Raw genomic sequence first — 15,237 nt, 5'->3', positions numbered from 1 at the left:
GGGCGTGGCTAAGGCCCGTCCCCAGAAGACCCTGTGCCCCTGTGGCGGAATGGTAGACGCGAACGACTCAAAATCGTTTGTTGAGAGACGTGCCCGTTCGAGTCGGGCCAGGGGCACCATCCGCATAAAGTGTTTGTTAGTTGGGCCGGGCAAAGTAGCTTGCTCTGCATGAAAACACTATTCGCCGTCGCGTCGGCTATCACTCTCATCTCCACACCTGCCAAGGCAGATGCCATCAGCGATTCCATTGCCCGTGATTTGCCGGGTTTGATGGAGGTCTATCGCGATTTTCATGCCAATCCTGAATTAAGCTTTCAGGAAGTGCGTTCAGCGGCGCGGCTTGCGGCAGAGGCGCGCAAAGCGGGGTTCGAGGTTACCGAAAAGGTTGGCAAGACCGGCGTCGTCGCGGTGATGCGCAACGGGCCGGGGCCGGTTGTGCTGATTCGCGCTGACATGGACGGCTTGCCGGTGATCGAGCAGACGGGCCTTGCCTATGCCTCGAAGGCACGCGGCACTTCTACGGCGGGCGTGGAAAGCGGCATCATGCATGCATGCGGCCATGATACACATATGACGGCATGGATCGAAGTCGCGCGGCTGATGGCGGCCAACCGGCAGATGTGGTCGGGCACGCTGGTCATGGTCGGCCAACCTGCCGAAGAAGTCGGGCTGGGCGCGCGGGCCATGCTTGCCGACGGGCTTTACACCCGCTTTCCCAAGCCGAATTATGCCATTGCTTTTCATGATAGCGGTGATCTGGCGGGCGGCGTGATCGGCACCGTGCCGGGATATTCCTTTGCCAATGTCGATAGCGTCGACCTTACCGTGCGGGGGCTTGGCGGGCACGGTGCCTATCCGCAGACGACCAAAGACCCCATCGTTCTGGCCAGCGCGATCGTGACCCGCCTGCAAACGCTGGTCAGCCGCGAAATGAGCCCGTTTGAGCCGTCGGTGGTAACTGTCGGCAGCTTTCATGCAGGCGCAAAGCACAACATCATCCCCGACGAGGCGCAGTTGCAATTGACCGTGCGCAGCTATGGCGATGCCCATCGCCAGCGCTTGCTTGACGGGATTGCCCGCATTGCCAAAGGCGAGGGCATTGCAGCAGGGTTGCCGGAAGACCGGATGCCGACTGTGCTGGTGCGCGAAACCCATACCCGGGCAACATGGAACACGCCGGACTTCACGCGGAAAATCAACGCGGTTTTAACGCAAAGCCTTGGTGCGGACAGGGTCGTGGAAACGACACCAACAATGGCTGGCGAAGATTTTGGCGAATACGGTCTTGCCGATAGCGCGAATATCCAAGCGACAATCTTGTGGGTCGGGGCAAGGCGCGCAGACGATCTTGCAAAAGCGCGCAAGGATGGGACAGTCCTGCCGTCGCTTCACAGTCCGTTTTTCGTTCCCGAGGCAGATAAGGTGATCGCGGCAGGGGCGCAGGCGCTTGTCATTTCAGCCATGGCATTGATGCCGAAAGGCTGAAGGCCCTCACAGCCTATTTGGCGCCCAGTCTAGTGCGTGCTCGGCCTAGTCCGTGCTTGGCGGTCCGGCACGCGCGGCAGAGGCTTCGTCGAGGGCTGCTAGCTGTGCTTTCGTGGGAACGTAAGGGCCTTTTGCAGCCCGCTTTTTGGCGTCATCCTCAAGCGCTTTGAGATAGGCTTTGCGCTCATCAGCGTTCATCTTGGCCATCATCGCCTGATTGGGTTCAATAATGACGGGCATTTTTGGCGGGCCGATATCTGTCGCCATGGCATCACCACCGGAATTGCCAGGTGAGTCTATGATCATCGGCGCGGATGGCTCTGCTCCGAAACCGCCGCTTTCGATACTCTGCTTGACTCTATCATCGCGGTTGTCGACCAGTCTGGTCTTCCCGAACTTTGCCTCATCGGCCTTCTTAATCGCGATCTGCTGCTGATTTTTGGCAATCGCGTCTTGCGTTTCACCGCTTGAAAATACAGCGACAATCACCGCAATGGCAATCGTGCCTATCGCAAAGTGCCGATACAGCTTCGGATTAACGCCAAGCATGGGAGAAGTTTGTGCAGCCATAGCGTGCTGTGATACCAGCGCCTCGTTAACGATGATCTCAATCGGCATGGTTACAAAATCCTTGCTGATTTGGCTGAAGTTGGCGCAATGCCGCGCTTGCGTTCCACCTATGTTCTGAATAAGTGAGTGGCATGGCCAAACCGAAACGCCGCTATGTCTGCCAGGCTTGTGGCAGTGTCACGCACCGCTGGCAGGGTCAGTGCGCCGATTGCAGCGAATGGAATACGCTGGCTGAAGAAGCCCCTGAAACGGTCTTTTCAGCCAAGCATGATCTGTCGAGCGGTGGCCGCAGGGTTGCCTTTGTATCGCTTGATGCGCCCATTGCGCTGCCACAACGGCGCAAAACAGGCATTGCCGAATTTGATCGCGCGCTTGGCGGCGGGCTTGTTCCGGGCAGCGCAATCCTGATGGGTGGCGATCCGGGTATCGGCAAATCGACCCTTCTGCTGCAAGCCTCGGCCAAAGTGGCGATGGAAGGTGGCTCTGCTGTCTATATCAGCGGCGAAGAGGCGTCTGATCAGGTTCGGTTGCGGGCTGACCGGTTGGGCCTCGGCAAAGCGCCAATCCAACTCGCTGCGGCAACATCGGTACGCGACATCTTAACCACGCTCGGCACGATGGAGCCGCCTGCGCTGCTCGTGATCGATTCGATCCAGACGATGCATTCGGATCAGATTGAGGGGGCGCCCGGAACCGTCAGCCAGGTGCGCGGCTGCGCGTTCGAGCTTATCCGCTATGCCAAGGAAACCGGCGCCGCCTTGGTGCTGGTCGGCCATGTCACCAAAGACGGATCTATCGCGGGCCCGCGTGTTCTGGAACACATGGTTGACGTGGTGATGAGCTTCGAAGGTGAACGCAGTCACCAATACCGGATATTGCGGGCAATCAAAAACCGCTTTGGCGCAGTGGACGAAATCGGCGTTTTCGCAATGGCGGGATCCGGCCTTGAAGAAGTCGGCAATCCATCGTTGCTGTTTTTGTCAGGGCGTGAACAGGAAGTTCCGGGCAGCGCCGTGTTCCCGGCACTTGAAGGCACGCGCCCGGTGCTGGTTGAAATACAGGCGCTGACCGTACGCCTTGCCAGTGGTGCCACGCCGCGTCGCGCGGTTGTGGGGTGGGATAGCGGGCGGCTTGCCATGTTGCTGGCTGTGCTTGAGGCGCGGTGCGGGCTAAATTTCTCGACAGCCGAAGTGTATCTCAACGTCGCAGGCGGATATCGATTGACTGATCCTGCAGCCGACCTGGCCGTGGCCGCCGCACTTGTTTCGGCTTTGGCAGACAGGCCGCTTCCTGCTGATTCAATCTGGTTTGGCGAAATATCGCTGTCGGGTGAAGTGCGCCCGGTTGCGCATACGCCTGTCCGGATGCGCGAGGCTGCCAAGTTGGGCTTTACGCGCGGGTGCGGACCGGAAGCGGGCGCAGAAAAGGTTGCTGGCCTGAAGTACTCACCGCTCAAGCTGCTGCCAAATCTGATTGACCGTGTCATGGGCGGGTCATAGGCATAACCATTATGACCGGTTTCGATTACACAGTCCTGTTCCTTGTCGGCGTTTGCGCAGTTGGCGGCTTTTTTCGCGGCTTCGTCGAGGAAGTCATGTCGTTGGCAGCGTGGTGCTTGTCCTTGCTGGCCGTCCATTATTTCCATGAAACAGCAACGTTTTACCTGTCACAATATCTGCCGTATGAAACCGGTGCAGGGGTACTGGCGTTCTTTTTGCTGTCATTCCTTCCTTATTTTGCAGGCCGTTTCATTGCGCGGCGTATGGGACGGGCAAGCCGCGGGTCAGCGATCGGGCCGGTTGACAGGCTCCTCGGCTTTGGTTTCGGGGCGGTCAAAGGCTTCGTCATTATCGTGCTGGCTTACTCCGTGGTCGTCTTCGCTTATGACATCATCAAGGGCAAGGATGGTCGGCCGGATTGGATTGTCGCTTCGCGCAGCTACCCGTTCCTCAATGCCGCCAGCGAAGAATTGATGACGGCAATCGGTGACCGCAGGAACGAGGCGGCTACTCAAGCCAGCCAAGTCCGCGTCATTCGTCCTGGCACCAGCGATTGATATGAGCGGCGCCCAAGGGCTTTACACGCCCGCTATTCTGGCAGCGGCGATGGAACTGACCAAGTATCCCTGGAACGAAGCATATGGTTTAAAGGGAACGGCAAGGTCGCGCAGTTGCGGTAGTGCCATCGAAATTTGCCTGTCACTTGATGTAGACGGGAACGTCTCGGCGATCGGGTTGAAACCACATGCTTGCGCAGTCGGCCAAGCGGCGGCTTCGATTTTTGCGCAAGGGGTCGTTGGGCTTAACCGTGATCAATTGCGCAACGCCCGGCAGAGCTTGGCCACATGGTTAGCTGACGGGGGCTTTACACCGGATTGGCCGGGCATGGCTCTTCTCGAACCGGCGCAGAAATATCCTGCGCGCCATAGTGCGATCCTTTTGGCATGGGATGCTGCGCTGGACGCGTTGAGCAAATGAGACTTGGCCACATTTGCGGGGCTTTCATGGACGGGTCCTCTTCGCTAGAGCCTGCGCAAGAATAAACCGGTTTTGGGGGATTTTTGGTGTGAGCGCTGCAGACGTGAAGGACCTTGGGACAGAGCCTAGTGCCTCGGACATCAGGCTGGTCATTGCTGCCAGTTCCGCCGGGACAGTGTTCGAATGGTATGACTTCTTCATTTATGGCACACTTGCCTCAATCATAGGCAAGACGTTTTTCCCGTCGGACAATGCCACGCTTCAAGTCCTGCTTGTGTGGGCAGGGTTTGCCGTCGGCTTCGGTTTCAGGCCACTAGGCGCGATCCTGTTTGGCTATCTGGGTGATAAACTCGGGCGCAAATACACCTTCCTTGTGACGGTCACCCTGATGGGCGTCGCCACGGCAGGCGTTGGTATGATCCCGTCGGCGGACTCCATCGGCCTGTTTGCTCCGGCGATCGTCATTTTCTTGCGCGTGCTGCAGGGGCTCGCGCTGGGCGGGGAATATGGCGGCGCTGCAATTTACGTGGCCGAACATGCCCCCGGCGGACGGCGCGGCTACTATACAAGCTATATTCAAGCCAGCGTCGTTGGCGGGTTTGTGCTGAGTTTGATCGTCGTTCTGTCGAGCAAGGCCTTGATGACCGAGGAGTTCTGGCTCGCTTGGGGATGGCGCGTACCATTTTTGTTGAGCATTGCACTGCTTGCGGTCTCGTTGTGGATGCGGCTCAAACTTTCCGAAAGCCCCGTGTTTCAGGCGATGAAAGAGCAGGGCGAATTGGCCGGCAATCCTTTTGTCGAAAGCTTCACATATCCCGGTAACAAGCGCCGCATTTTTATTGCCCTGTTCGGCGTCGCTGCGGGCCTCACCGTCATTTGGTACACCGCCATGTTCACCGGCCTCAGTTTCCTGAAATCGGCCATGAGAATGGAGGACACTTATGCCGAGATTGTCGTCGGGGTGGGGGCTGCGCTTGGCATGGGTTTCTTCATATTGTTCGGTGCGTTGTCTGACCGGATCGGGCGCAAAAAACCCATTGTATTCGGGTATGCAGCCACGTTGCTTCTGATGTTTCCGGCATTCTGGTTGATGGGGGCTGCGGCCAATCCCGAACTGGCGGCGGCCGCCGCGCGCAATCCCGTGGTGGTGAGCGGCGCGGACTGCAATTACAGCCCGTTTGCATCCGAACAGGACAGCAATTGCGGCAAATTGCTGGGCGACATGGCAGCCTCCGGCATAACCTACACCCTTGAAGACGCGCCGACATTTGCGGTCACCGTTGGCGGGGCGGCCTTGAATATGTCGACATTCCCGTGGGACGGGAAAGCAGCAGCCCGGACGGCAGCGCTGCAGGCAGAGTTGACAAAATTTGGCTATGATTTTGCCAAAGTAAAGCCATCGTTCGGCCGGACTGTCGCGGTTCTTGCAGCGCTACTGGGCCTGATGGCGCTTTCGGGGGCAACCTACGGGCCTGTCGCGGCCTTACTTTCGGAAATGTTCCCGCCGCGCATCCGGTACAGTTCCATGTCGATACCCTATCACCTTGGGACGGGGTACTTCGGCGGTTTCTTGCCCCTGATTTCAAGCTATATCGTGGCCCGCACCGGTGATCCTTATGCGGGCCTATGGTACACTTGGGTGATCGTGCTGATTGGTCTGATCGTCGCACTTTGGGGCTTGAAGCCGGGATTGCCGGCCGATTTCAAGGATGATTGAGATTATCTCCCCGCCCCCTTCTTCATTGCGCCTGCGGATGGATGATGCTGCGCTCGGCGCAAACTGGCGCATATTGGATGCAATGTCGGGGGCGGCAACTGCTGGTGCTGCGGTAAAGGCCAATGCATACGGGCTTGGCTCGGGCACAATAACACAAGCTTTGGCCGGGGCTGGTTGCCGCGCTTTTTTTGTCGCGCATTGGGGCGAAGTGCCCGAATTGCTGGCCCATGTGCCCGCTGAACAAATCGCGGTTCTGCACGGCCCCTTGAATGCGCAGGATGTCGGCTTTGCACAGGCGACCGGTACAAGGCCGGTGTTGAACAGCCTGCCGCAGGCACGGCGGTGGATTGAGGCTGGCGGCGGGCCCTGCCATGTCATGGTGGATAGCGGAATGAATCGCCTGGGCTTTGCCTTGGACGACCTTGGCGATGCTATATTCGCCTCGCTGGATATCGACATTTGCCTTAGCCATCTTGCCAGTGCGGATGAAAATGTCGTGCAAAATGCCAGACAGTTGGCAAGTTTTGAGGGCATTCGGCAGCTTGTCACTGCAAAACGCTACAGCCTTGCCAACAGCGCAGGTATCGCGTTGGGACGTGCCTATCATGCTGACCTTACGCGTCCGGGCATAGCCTTATACGGCGGCATCGTGCGACCGGAATTTGCGGGCAGGATTGCCCAAGTGGCCTTTCCAGAAGCAGCTATTGTGCAAGTCCGCACGCTGCAGGCTGGAGATTGCGTCGGCTACAATGCAACCTTTACCGCCGCAGGGCCGATGCGCGTCGGGATCTTGGGCGTGGGATATGCCGATGGTTATTTGCGATGCTGGTCGGGGAAAGGGCGATTTGCGTGGCAAGGCCGCGAAGTGCCCGTGCTCGGGCGTGTTTCAATGGACCTGACAATCGTCGATTTGAGCGATGTTCCCGATTGCCGCGAAGGGGATTGGCTTGGCGCGGTTTATGATTTGCCTTTGGCTGCGCAAACAAGCGGCTTGTCGCAATATGAATTGTTGACCCTTCTGGGGCAGAGGTTTTCGCGGTAACGCCTTGCCTCGCGCGGTTATTAAGAATTGTTGCGCCGCACATGCTGCACATGCTAAAAGCCTTTATCTCATATGGGGCCGCATTCCATGTCCAGTGAATCCAAGACCGGCGAAACCGTAATAATCAAGAAATACGCCAATCGCCGCCTCTATAACACCAGCACTTCAAGCTACATTACGCTCGATCATCTGGCACAGATGGTGAAGGATAATGTCGACTTCAAAGTGATGGATGCCAAGACGGGCGCGGACCTCACGCACGCTATTCTGACCCAGATCATCATGGACGAAGAAGCTGCGGGCGAGCAGATTCTGCCGACGAACTTCTTGCGCCAGTTGATCTCGATGTATGGAAATTCGATGCAGGCTTTCCTGCCGGGTTATCTTGAAGCTTCGATGGACCATTTCCGCGATAACCAGGCCAAAATGCGCAAGGCTATCGAGGAAAGTATCGGGACAAACCCGTTGGCACAAATCGCCCAGCGCAACATGGAAATGTTCAAGGCTGCAGCAGCAGCCTTCGTCCCCGGGACTGTCCTCAAGGATGACGAAAAGCCAGCCGCTGAAGGCGGGGAGCTTGACGCATTGCGGGCGCAAATGGCCGAAATGCAGAAGAAGCTTGATCAGCTAGCGAAGTAGGCAACCGTTCCCGCAATGCCGAATCCGGCATTGCGGGAAACGCGTTTGCGCCTTAACGCGCAAGCCATGAACCAGCCTACGATCAAGCATGCGCTCAATGTGAAGCGCGCCGACGACTTTGCCCAATGGTATCAAGCCGTCATTGCCGAAGCCGAACTCGCCGAGGAATCCGGCGTACGCGGCTGCATGGTTATCAAGCCGTGGGGCTATGGCATTTGGGAACGCATCCAGAAGCTGATGGATGCACAAATCAAAGAGGCCGGGGTAGAGAACTGCTACTTCCCGCTGTTTATTCCGCTGTCTTATTTCGCCAAAGAGGCGGAACACGTTGACGGTTTTGCCAAAGAAATGGCGGTTGTCACCCATCACCGCCTGATTGCGGATGGTAAGGGCGGTCTGGTGCCTGATCCTGAGGCAAAGCTGGAAGAGCCGCTGGTGGTTCGTCCGACATCGGAAACAGTAATCGGTGCTGCGATGGCGCGCTGGGTGCAATCGTGGCGTGATCTGCCGCTGATGGTGAACCAGTGGGCCAATGTTGTGCGCTGGGAAATGCGCACCCGCATGTTCCTGCGCACCAGCGAGTTCCTGTGGCAAGAAGGCCATACCGCGCACGCTGATGAAGCCGATGCGATGACCGAAACGCTGCGGGCTTTGGAAATGTACCGTGCCTTTGCCGAAGGCCCACTTTCGATGCCGGTGATTGCCGGGCCGAAGCCTGAAAATGAACGATTCCCCGGCGCGGTTGAGACGTTCTCCATCGAAGCGATGATGCAGGACGGAAAGGCGCTGCAAGCCGGAACCTCGCATTATCTGGGCACCACTTTCGCGCAGTCTGCCGGCATTCGCTATCAGGACAAGGAAGGCCAACAGGCGCTGGCGCACACGACGTCATGGGGCGTTTCAACCCGTTTGATTGGCGGCGTTATCATGACCCACGGTGATGACGATGGTTTGCGCGTGCCACCGCAAGTTGCACCGCAGCAAATCGTGATCCTGCCGATGCTGCGTGATAACGATGGCGACGAAGCGTTGCTGGCCTACTGCGAGGAAATCCGCGCAAGTTTGTCCAAGCAATCCGTATTTGACGAGCGGGTTCGCGTGCTGCTTGACAAGCGTCCGGGCAAAGCCACGCAAAAGCGGTGGGCCTGGGTCAAGAAGGGAGTGCCGCTTATCCTTGAAATTGGTGGACGTGACGCCGAGGGTGGACAAGTGTCCGCGCTGCGTCGTGACCAGCTTTGGCGCGCTGATGCCAAACCGAACTTTGTCGGTCAGTCAAAAGAGGACTTTATCGCCGGAGCAGCGGCGCAACTGGAGGCGGTCCAATCGGGTCTTTATGCCGAGGCACGCGCGCGCCGCGATGCGCTGATCGTGCGTGACGTTACCGATCTGGCAGGCCTTGCCGAATATTTCAACGACAGCGCAAAGTTTCCGGGCTGGGTGGAAATGGGCTGGTCCAAACCGACCGGTGCTGCACTTGATAAAGTGGTCGAACAGCTCAAAGCGTTGAAGCTCACCATCCGCAATACGCCGCTGGACGCACCTAAGCCGACGGGCCTTTGCCCGTTTACCGGTGAGCCAGCGGTGGAAACGATCCTGATCGCACGTTCATACTGATTTTATGGGTGGTGGCGCGTGTCACCACCCTTTTTGCATCGGCCACTTGGCTGTTGCAGCGATATGCGTAAACCTGTGGTCATGCGCATTTGTCTCCCGTTCTTATCGCTGGTCGTTTCCACCGCTGCAATGGCCGCAGCGCCAGAGGACGCGATTAACGAAACGCGGTTGCGCGCCGATGTTGAGCGGATGGTGGGCTTTGGGACACGGCACACGCTTTCCACCCAAACAGATCCCGAACGCGGCATTGGTGCTGCACGAAATTGGGCAGAGGCCGAGTTCCGCAAAACTTCCGCTGCGTGCGGTGGCTGCCTTGACGTTGTGCTGCCCGAACGGATGATTGCGGGTGACCGGGTGCCGGTGCCGACTCGTCTTGTCAATGTCGTCGCGATCCAGCGCGGGACAGAACGGCCGAAAGAAGTCGTTATTGTTCAAGGACATATTGACAGCCGCGTCAGCCAAATTCTTGATGCGACAAGCGATGCGCCAGGCGCCAATGACGACGCCTCGGGCGTTGCGTTGGTTATGGAAGCAGCGCGTGTACTTTCTCAACTAAAGTATCCAGCGACCATCATCTACGCCGCTTTGTCAGGTGAAGAGCAGGGGTTGCTGGGCGGCAAATTGCTGGCCGATTATGCCGCAGAGCAAGGCTGGACAGTCAAAGCCGTGCTCAACAACGATATCGTCGGCGGCTCACGCGGGTCCGATGGTTATCGTGATGACAAGCATGTCCGCGTCCTGTCCGAAGGTCTGCGCGCAGATGCTACCGATGCGTTGCGCGCGCAAATGCGGCGCTTTGGGGGGGAGAACGACAGCCCTTCGCGCAATATCGCACGATGGATCGGCGGACTTGCGGCAGAGGATGCCAAAGGCCTTGCTGTGCGGCAGATCTGGCGCGCAGACCGGATGGGTCGCGGCGGCGATCAATTGCCGTTTTCAGACAAGGGCTTCCCTGCAATCCGGTTCAGCGTGGCGGTTGAAGACTATGAACACCAGCATCAAGACTTGCGCATCGAAAACGGCGTGAAGTTTGGCGATACCATTGATGAAATGGATTTCCCCTAACTTGCCAAAGTGACGCGGTTGAACGTGCGGGCCTTGGCAGCGCTTGCTGCTGCGCCAATACCGCCTGCGCCCAAGGTGAAAGGCGCGGTGCAAACATCAACCGAACTGGAGTGGCAGGCGGTGGCCGGAGCGTCGTATTATATTGTGTGGCAGCGCCGCACAGATGCACCGATGTGGGAGACAAAAGTGGTCGAGACATCGGCGCTTTCAGCCAGTTTTCCAGGAGTGCGGGCCGATGACTGGCTGTTTGGCGTAAGTGCGGTCAGCGCAACCGGTGCGCAAAGCCCGGTAGCGTCGGCTGTGCCCGGCGGCCAGTTCGCGCCATTACCCAAGCCTTGAAGACTGCTTGCCTTCCGGCATGTGAACGACCACATGCCGGAAATGGTAAATAGCAAATTCCCGCCGAAATCGTCGCACAAGCTTCCTCAGGGCATGCCCACACGTGAGCAAATCCTCGATTTCATTGCGCAGTCTGATGAACCTGCTGGCAAGCGGGAAATGTCCAAGGCGTTTGGCCTCAAGGGCGCCGAGAAGATTGCGCTCAAAGCCTTGCTGAAAGATATGGCCGAAGAAGGCCTGATCGACGGCAACCGCAGCGCGTTTCACGCAATGGGCGGAGTGCCGCGCGTAACCGTTTTGCGCGTGTTGGAGATTGAGGACGGCGAAGCTTATGCCATCCCTGATTCATGGCAGCCTGACGATGCCAGCCCGCCGCCGCGGCTGCGCGTTATCGAACCACGCGGCAAGGTCCGGGATCGGCAAGCAGCGCTTAAGGTAGGGGACCGCGTGTTGGCGCGGACCGAGGAAGTCGGTAATGGCTGGCTGGCCCACCCCATGAAGAAACTCGCCACCAATGACGAGCAATTGCTTGGCGTTGTCGAACTGGATGGCACGGGCAAAGGGTGGCTCGCGCCGGTTGATAAGCGCGTGCGCAATGCCGTGCCGATCTCTGATCTTGGCGGGGCCGAGGCTGGACAGCTCGTTCTCGCTGAACCAGCTGGCCGTTCAGCGCGTGCGGGCATGCGCGTGACTGCCGTGTTGGGCGATCCACTGGCACCTAGAGCCTTCAGCCTGATAGCCATTCACAAGCACGGCATCCCGTTTATCTTCCCGGCCGAGGCACTGGATGAAGGCGATATCGCGGCACGTCTGTCGCTCAGCGAAGATCACCGTGAGGACTTGCGGCATCTGCCCATTGTCGCCATCGACCCAAGTGACGCGCGCGATCACGATGACGCGATTTGGGCCGAACCCGATGGCGAAGGCGGCTTCCGTGCTCTTGTGGCGATTGCGGACGTAAGCTTTTATGTCCGTCCCGGTGGCCAGATTGACCGTGAGGCCCGCAAACGCGGCAACTCTGTCTATTTCCCGGATCGGGTCGTGCCGATGCTGCCGGAAGTATTGAGCGCGGATGTCTGCTCTCTCAAAGCCGGCGCAGATCGGGCTGCGATGGCGTGTCATATGTCGATTGATGCGCAAGGCCGGATCAAGGAATGGCGCTTTACCCGCGCCTTGGTGCGCATCGCCGAGGTGATTGCTTATGAAGAGGCGCAGCGGCGGATCGATACGGGCGAGGCTGCTCTGCATCTGACGAACCTCTGGGACGCATGGCGTTTGCTTGAGCATGCCCGCAAGGATCGTGACCCGCTTGATCTCGATCTGCCCGAACGGCGGGTCGTGCTTGATGCGCAAGGTAAGATTGCAGAAATCGCGCTGCGCGAGCGGCTTGATGCGCATCGCGTGGTCGAGGATTTCATGATTGCCGCCAACGTGGCGGCGGCCAAGGCGCTGGAAGCGAAGGTCGCCCCGGTAGTATATCGTATCCACGAACCGCCCAGCCGCGAAAAGCTGATTGCCCTGAAAGAGTACCTCGCCACATTCGAGCGGACGCTGACCTTGGGCCAGGTTGTCACGCCATCATTGTTCAACCGCATGCTCAAAGATGTGTCTGACGATACTGAGAAGGCACTGGTGATGGAGGCCGTGCTGCGCAGCCAGACACAGGCCTATTACGGACCGCGCAATGCCGGGCATTTTGGTTTGGCATTGGGCAGTTATGCGCACTTCACCTCGCCCATCCGGCGCTATTCGGACTTGCTGGTGCACCGCGCGCTGGTGGATGCTTACAAGCTTGAACAACCCCGTCCTGATGCCGATGTTCCCGCAACATCGGGCCTGTCCGACCGTGACCGGTCAGATCTTGGGCGCGTGTCCGAGGCCTTGAGCGTGGCAGAGCGCCGCGCGATGGAAGCTGAGCGGGATACAATCGACCGGTATGTGGCCGCATGGCTTTCAGGTAAGGTGGGAGAGGTCTTTGATACCCGCATCACCGGCGTGCAGAAGTTCGGCCTTTTTGCCACGATCATCGGTTTGGGCGGCGACGGGTTAGTGCCGATATCGACGCTCGGCGCAGAACGATTCGGTTATGATGAAAAGGCGCAGCGTCTGGTCGGTGAAACCACTGGTGAGCAATTCACCATGGGTATGATAATCAAGCTTCGGCTTGCCGAAGCCAATCCTTTGACTGGAGCCTTGAAGTTTGAGCCGGTTGAAGTGGCCGATGGCGTGCGCGGAATTGAGCGGCGGGGCGGGCGGTCTGAGCACAAGCCGCGCAGCAAGGGCGCGGGGTTCAAAGGGCCGCATCCCGCAGGAAAGCGTGGCCGTCCTTCAAATATCCGCCATCAGGGCAAAGGTAAGCGTTGAGGTCAGCTCACCCGGTCAATCGTTTCATCACTTAGCCCGCCGGGTACAATCATCAGCGGGCAGGGGAGTTGGCCGACGTTCCCGGCAAAATGCGTGACCAACGGGCCGGGACTCCCTTCAAGAGCCGCACCCAGGACAAGTGCCGAAATTTCAGGGTGTTCGCCAAGATACGCGCGGACAGACTGGGGGCCATCGCCTTGCATTACAGCAATGACGGGCGTTAGACCCGATTCCGAGGCAAGGCTGCCGGCGGCGGCCATCGCCAAAACTTCTGCGCGATCCCGCGCCTCTTCCTCAATCGTTGCCTGCACACCGCCAAAGGCAACGAATTGCTGGCGCGGGACAAGTGCGAGGATATGGACAGCACCACCGGTTCGAACCGCGCGCCTTGCAGCAAAGCGCAATGCCGCGCGAGCTTCGTCTGTGTCATCCATGATGACGAGATAGATACGTTGTGGCATGTTTTGGATCCTCTGGTGCACAACTACCGGCAAATTCGTATGCGGTGCAAGTGGCAAGCCACTTGACCGAACGCGCCATGCTGGTGAAATGGGGCAGACAAAAGATGCAAAGGAGGTTTGTGCTTCGGCACGGGTTTCCTTGCCGCAAACAGGACCCGGAAACCGCCCATGCCCATCGCGATCAAGATGCCCGCCCTTTCGCCAACCATGGAGGAAGGTACTCTCGCAAAATGGCTGGTGAAAGTCGGCGATAAAGTGTCCTCGGGCGATATCATGGCCGAGATTGAAACAGATAAGGCCACGATGGAATTTGAGGCCGTCGACGAGGGTACGATTGTTTCCATCGACGTTTCGGAAGGCAGCGAAGGCGTAAAGGTCGGTACGGTGATCGCGATGATCGCTGGGGAAGACGAAGATGCAACGCCGGCGCCATCACCAGCGGCAAAAGTGCCTGTGCCTGCTCCAACAGCAGTAACAACACCCTCGCCCGCGCCTAAGGCGCAAGCAGCGGTAATTGCACCGGCGTCTGCTGCCAAAGTTGACCGTGTGATCGCCAGCCCTCTGGCAAAGCGCATTGCGGCAGATACAGGCGTTGATCTTGTGAGCGTCAAGGGTTCAGGCCCCAATGGTCGGATTGTAAAAGCAGACGTTGTCGCTGCACCTTCAGCAGCGATGGTTGCTCCAGTTGCTGCGCCTGTTCAGGCACCTGCCGCAATCGCCGAGCCCGCAACAGCGCCAACATCCGCACCGGCTCCAGATTTCGGCATTCCATACACGTCGCAGAAGCTGAACAACGTGCGCAAGACAATCGCACGCCGCCTGACTGAGGCGAAGCAGACGATTCCCCATATTTACCTTACGGTCGATATTCAACTGGATGCATTGCTCAAGCTGCGCAGCCAGTTGAACAAGACCTTGGAAGCGCAAGGCGTAAAGCTTTCGGTCAATGACCTGATCATCAAAGCGCTGGCCAAGGCGCTGGTTCAGGTTCCGAAATGCAATGTCAGCTTTGCTGGCGATGAATTGCGCACTTATGAACGCGCCGACATATCGGTTGCTGTCGCTGCGCCTTCGGGCCTGATTACGCCGATCATCGTTGACGCGGGCAACAAATCGATCTCGGCAGTCGCAACCGAAATGAAGGCACTTGCTGGCAAAGCACGTGAAGGCAAGCTGCAGCCGCATGAATATCAAGGCGGTACTGCATCGCTTTCAAACCTTGGCATGTTCGGCATCAAAAATTTCGACGCGGTCATCAACCCGCCACAGGGCATGATCATGGCTGTGGGGGCAGGCGAACAGCGGCCTTATGTGATCGACGGCGCTTTAGCAGTGGCTACGGTGATGTCAGCCACGGGCAGCTTTGATCACCGCGCAGTTGACGGTGCAGACGGTGCGGCCCTGATGCAGGCGTTCAAAGCGTTGATCGAAGATCCGCTCGGCCTGATCGCCTGACATAATGAG

At 58.4% G+C, this 15,237-nt stretch carries 14 protein-coding genes and 1 tRNA gene; 13 read left to right on the top strand and 2 right to left on the bottom strand.

Annotated elements, in window-relative coordinates; all coding sequences use genetic code 11:
• The first annotated feature begins 35 nt into the window (after nt 1-35).
• Both B7Y89_RS04220 and B7Y89_RS04215 read left to right on the top strand, forming a co-directional pair.
• Nucleotides 36-119 (top strand) — tRNA-Leu (locus tag B7Y89_RS04220).
• Nucleotides 120-168: 49 nt separating this feature from the next.
• A complete protein-coding gene (locus B7Y89_RS04215) occupies nt 169-1,485 on the top strand; it encodes an amidohydrolase (RefSeq protein WP_292936053.1) in 1,317 nt (438 codons plus the stop codon).
• A 45-nt stretch (nt 1,486-1,530) separates the two neighbouring features.
• Here B7Y89_RS04215 and B7Y89_RS04210 read toward each other — a convergent pair whose 3' ends face one another.
• On the bottom strand, nt 1,531-2,103 hold the full coding sequence (locus tag B7Y89_RS04210) for a hypothetical protein (protein ID WP_292936051.1): 573 nt from the start codon (nt 2,101-2,103) through the stop codon (nt 1,531-1,533).
• Between the two features lie 83 nt (nt 2,104-2,186).
• On the opposite strand from B7Y89_RS04210, the gene radA reads away from it, so the two are divergent.
• The 10 genes from radA to B7Y89_RS04165 all read left to right on the top strand — a co-directional run bounded on the left by radA (nt 2,187) and on the right by B7Y89_RS04165 (nt 13,312).
• Nucleotides 2,187-3,554: a DNA repair protein RadA gene (gene radA, locus B7Y89_RS04205; RefSeq protein WP_292936049.1), complete on the top strand. Its 1,368-nt coding sequence runs from the start codon at nt 2,187-2,189 to the stop codon at nt 3,552-3,554.
• An 11-nt stretch (nt 3,555-3,565) separates the two neighbouring features.
• Nucleotides 3,566-4,111 carry a CvpA family protein gene (locus B7Y89_RS04200; RefSeq protein WP_292936047.1) on the top strand — a complete coding sequence of 182 codons (546 nt, stop codon included), beginning with the start codon at nt 3,566-3,568 and terminating at the stop codon, nt 4,109-4,111.
• A 1-nt stretch (nt 4,112) separates the two neighbouring features.
• The gene (locus B7Y89_RS04195; protein ID WP_292936045.1) at nt 4,113-4,532 is read left to right on the top strand and encodes an iron-sulfur cluster assembly scaffold protein; all 420 of its coding nucleotides are present in this window, start codon (nt 4,113-4,115) and stop codon (nt 4,530-4,532) included.
• Between the two features lie 88 nt (nt 4,533-4,620).
• Entirely contained in the window at nt 4,621-6,249 is a 1,629-nt protein-coding gene (locus B7Y89_RS04190) for an MFS transporter (RefSeq protein WP_292936043.1), read from the top strand.
• Nucleotides 6,242-7,291: an alanine racemase gene (locus B7Y89_RS04185; RefSeq protein WP_292936041.1), complete on the top strand. Its 1,050-nt coding sequence runs from the start codon at nt 6,242-6,244 to the stop codon at nt 7,289-7,291. Before B7Y89_RS04190 ends, B7Y89_RS04185 begins: the two co-directional genes overlap by 8 nt.
• An 87-nt stretch (nt 7,292-7,378) precedes the next feature.
• Nucleotides 7,379-7,930 (top strand): polyhydroxyalkanoate synthesis repressor PhaR, encoded by a 552-nt coding sequence (phaR, locus tag B7Y89_RS04180; protein WP_292936039.1) that lies wholly within the window; start codon nt 7,379-7,381, stop codon nt 7,928-7,930.
• Between the two features lie 66 nt (nt 7,931-7,996).
• A complete protein-coding gene (gene proS / locus B7Y89_RS04175; protein ID WP_292936037.1) occupies nt 7,997-9,544 on the top strand; it encodes a proline--tRNA ligase in 1,548 nt (515 codons plus the stop codon).
• Nucleotides 9,545-9,625: 81 nt separating this feature from the next.
• Entirely contained in the window at nt 9,626-10,609 is a 984-nt protein-coding gene (locus B7Y89_RS04170; RefSeq protein ID WP_366415634.1) for a M28 family peptidase, read from the top strand.
• 9 nt (nt 10,610-10,618) lie between these two features.
• Entirely contained in the window at nt 10,619-10,948 is a 330-nt protein-coding gene (locus B7Y89_RS18280) for a hypothetical protein (protein WP_366415632.1), read from the top strand.
• 93 nt (nt 10,949-11,041) lie between these two features.
• Nucleotides 11,042-13,312: a VacB/RNase II family 3'-5' exoribonuclease gene (locus B7Y89_RS04165; protein ID WP_292936035.1), complete on the top strand. Its 2,271-nt coding sequence runs from the start codon at nt 11,042-11,044 to the stop codon at nt 13,310-13,312.
• A gap of 2 nt (nt 13,313-13,314) precedes the next feature.
• Here B7Y89_RS04165 and B7Y89_RS04160 read toward each other — a convergent pair whose 3' ends face one another.
• Nucleotides 13,315-13,773, bottom strand: coding sequence for a universal stress protein (locus tag B7Y89_RS04160; RefSeq protein WP_292936033.1), 459 nt, complete (start codon nt 13,771-13,773; stop codon nt 13,315-13,317).
• Between the two features lie 168 nt (nt 13,774-13,941).
• Here B7Y89_RS04160 and B7Y89_RS04155 point away from each other — a divergent pair, with 168 nt between their 5' ends.
• Complete coding sequence (locus tag B7Y89_RS04155; RefSeq protein WP_292936031.1) at nt 13,942-15,228, top strand: pyruvate dehydrogenase complex dihydrolipoamide acetyltransferase; 1,287 nt, start codon at nt 13,942-13,944, stop codon at nt 15,226-15,228.
• Nucleotides 15,229-15,237 lie beyond the last annotated feature (9 nt).

The organism is Novosphingobium sp. 32-60-15 (genome assembly GCF_002280675.1).
Lineage (GTDB): Bacteria > Pseudomonadota > Alphaproteobacteria > Sphingomonadales > Sphingomonadaceae > Novosphingobium.
This window is presented reverse-complemented; position numbering and strand designations above follow the sequence as displayed.

Coding starts and splice junctions, on each gene's coding strand:
- B7Y89_RS04160 (WP_292936033.1), bottom strand. CDS start 13,773: ATGCCACAACGTATCTATCTCGTCATCATGGATGACACAGACGAAGCT.
- B7Y89_RS04200 (WP_292936047.1), top strand. CDS start 3,566: ATGACCGGTTTCGATTACACAGTCCTGTTCCTTGTCGGCGTTTGCGCA.
- proS (WP_292936037.1), top strand. CDS start 7,997: ATGAACCAGCCTACGATCAAGCATGCGCTCAATGTGAAGCGCGCCGAC.
- B7Y89_RS04185 (WP_292936041.1), top strand. CDS start 6,242: ATGATTGAGATTATCTCCCCGCCCCCTTCTTCATTGCGCCTGCGGATG.
- B7Y89_RS04210 (WP_292936051.1), bottom strand. CDS start 2,103: ATGCCGATTGAGATCATCGTTAACGAGGCGCTGGTATCACAGCACGCT.
- radA (WP_292936049.1), top strand. CDS start 2,187: ATGGCCAAACCGAAACGCCGCTATGTCTGCCAGGCTTGTGGCAGTGTC.
- B7Y89_RS04195 (WP_292936045.1), top strand. CDS start 4,113: ATGAGCGGCGCCCAAGGGCTTTACACGCCCGCTATTCTGGCAGCGGCG.
- B7Y89_RS04165 (WP_292936035.1), top strand. CDS start 11,042: ATGCCCACACGTGAGCAAATCCTCGATTTCATTGCGCAGTCTGATGAA.
- phaR (WP_292936039.1), top strand. CDS start 7,379: ATGTCCAGTGAATCCAAGACCGGCGAAACCGTAATAATCAAGAAATAC.
- B7Y89_RS04170 (WP_366415634.1), top strand. CDS start 9,626: ATGCGCATTTGTCTCCCGTTCTTATCGCTGGTCGTTTCCACCGCTGCA.
- B7Y89_RS04215 (WP_292936053.1), top strand. CDS start 169: ATGAAAACACTATTCGCCGTCGCGTCGGCTATCACTCTCATCTCCACA.
- B7Y89_RS04155 (WP_292936031.1), top strand. CDS start 13,942: ATGCCCATCGCGATCAAGATGCCCGCCCTTTCGCCAACCATGGAGGAA.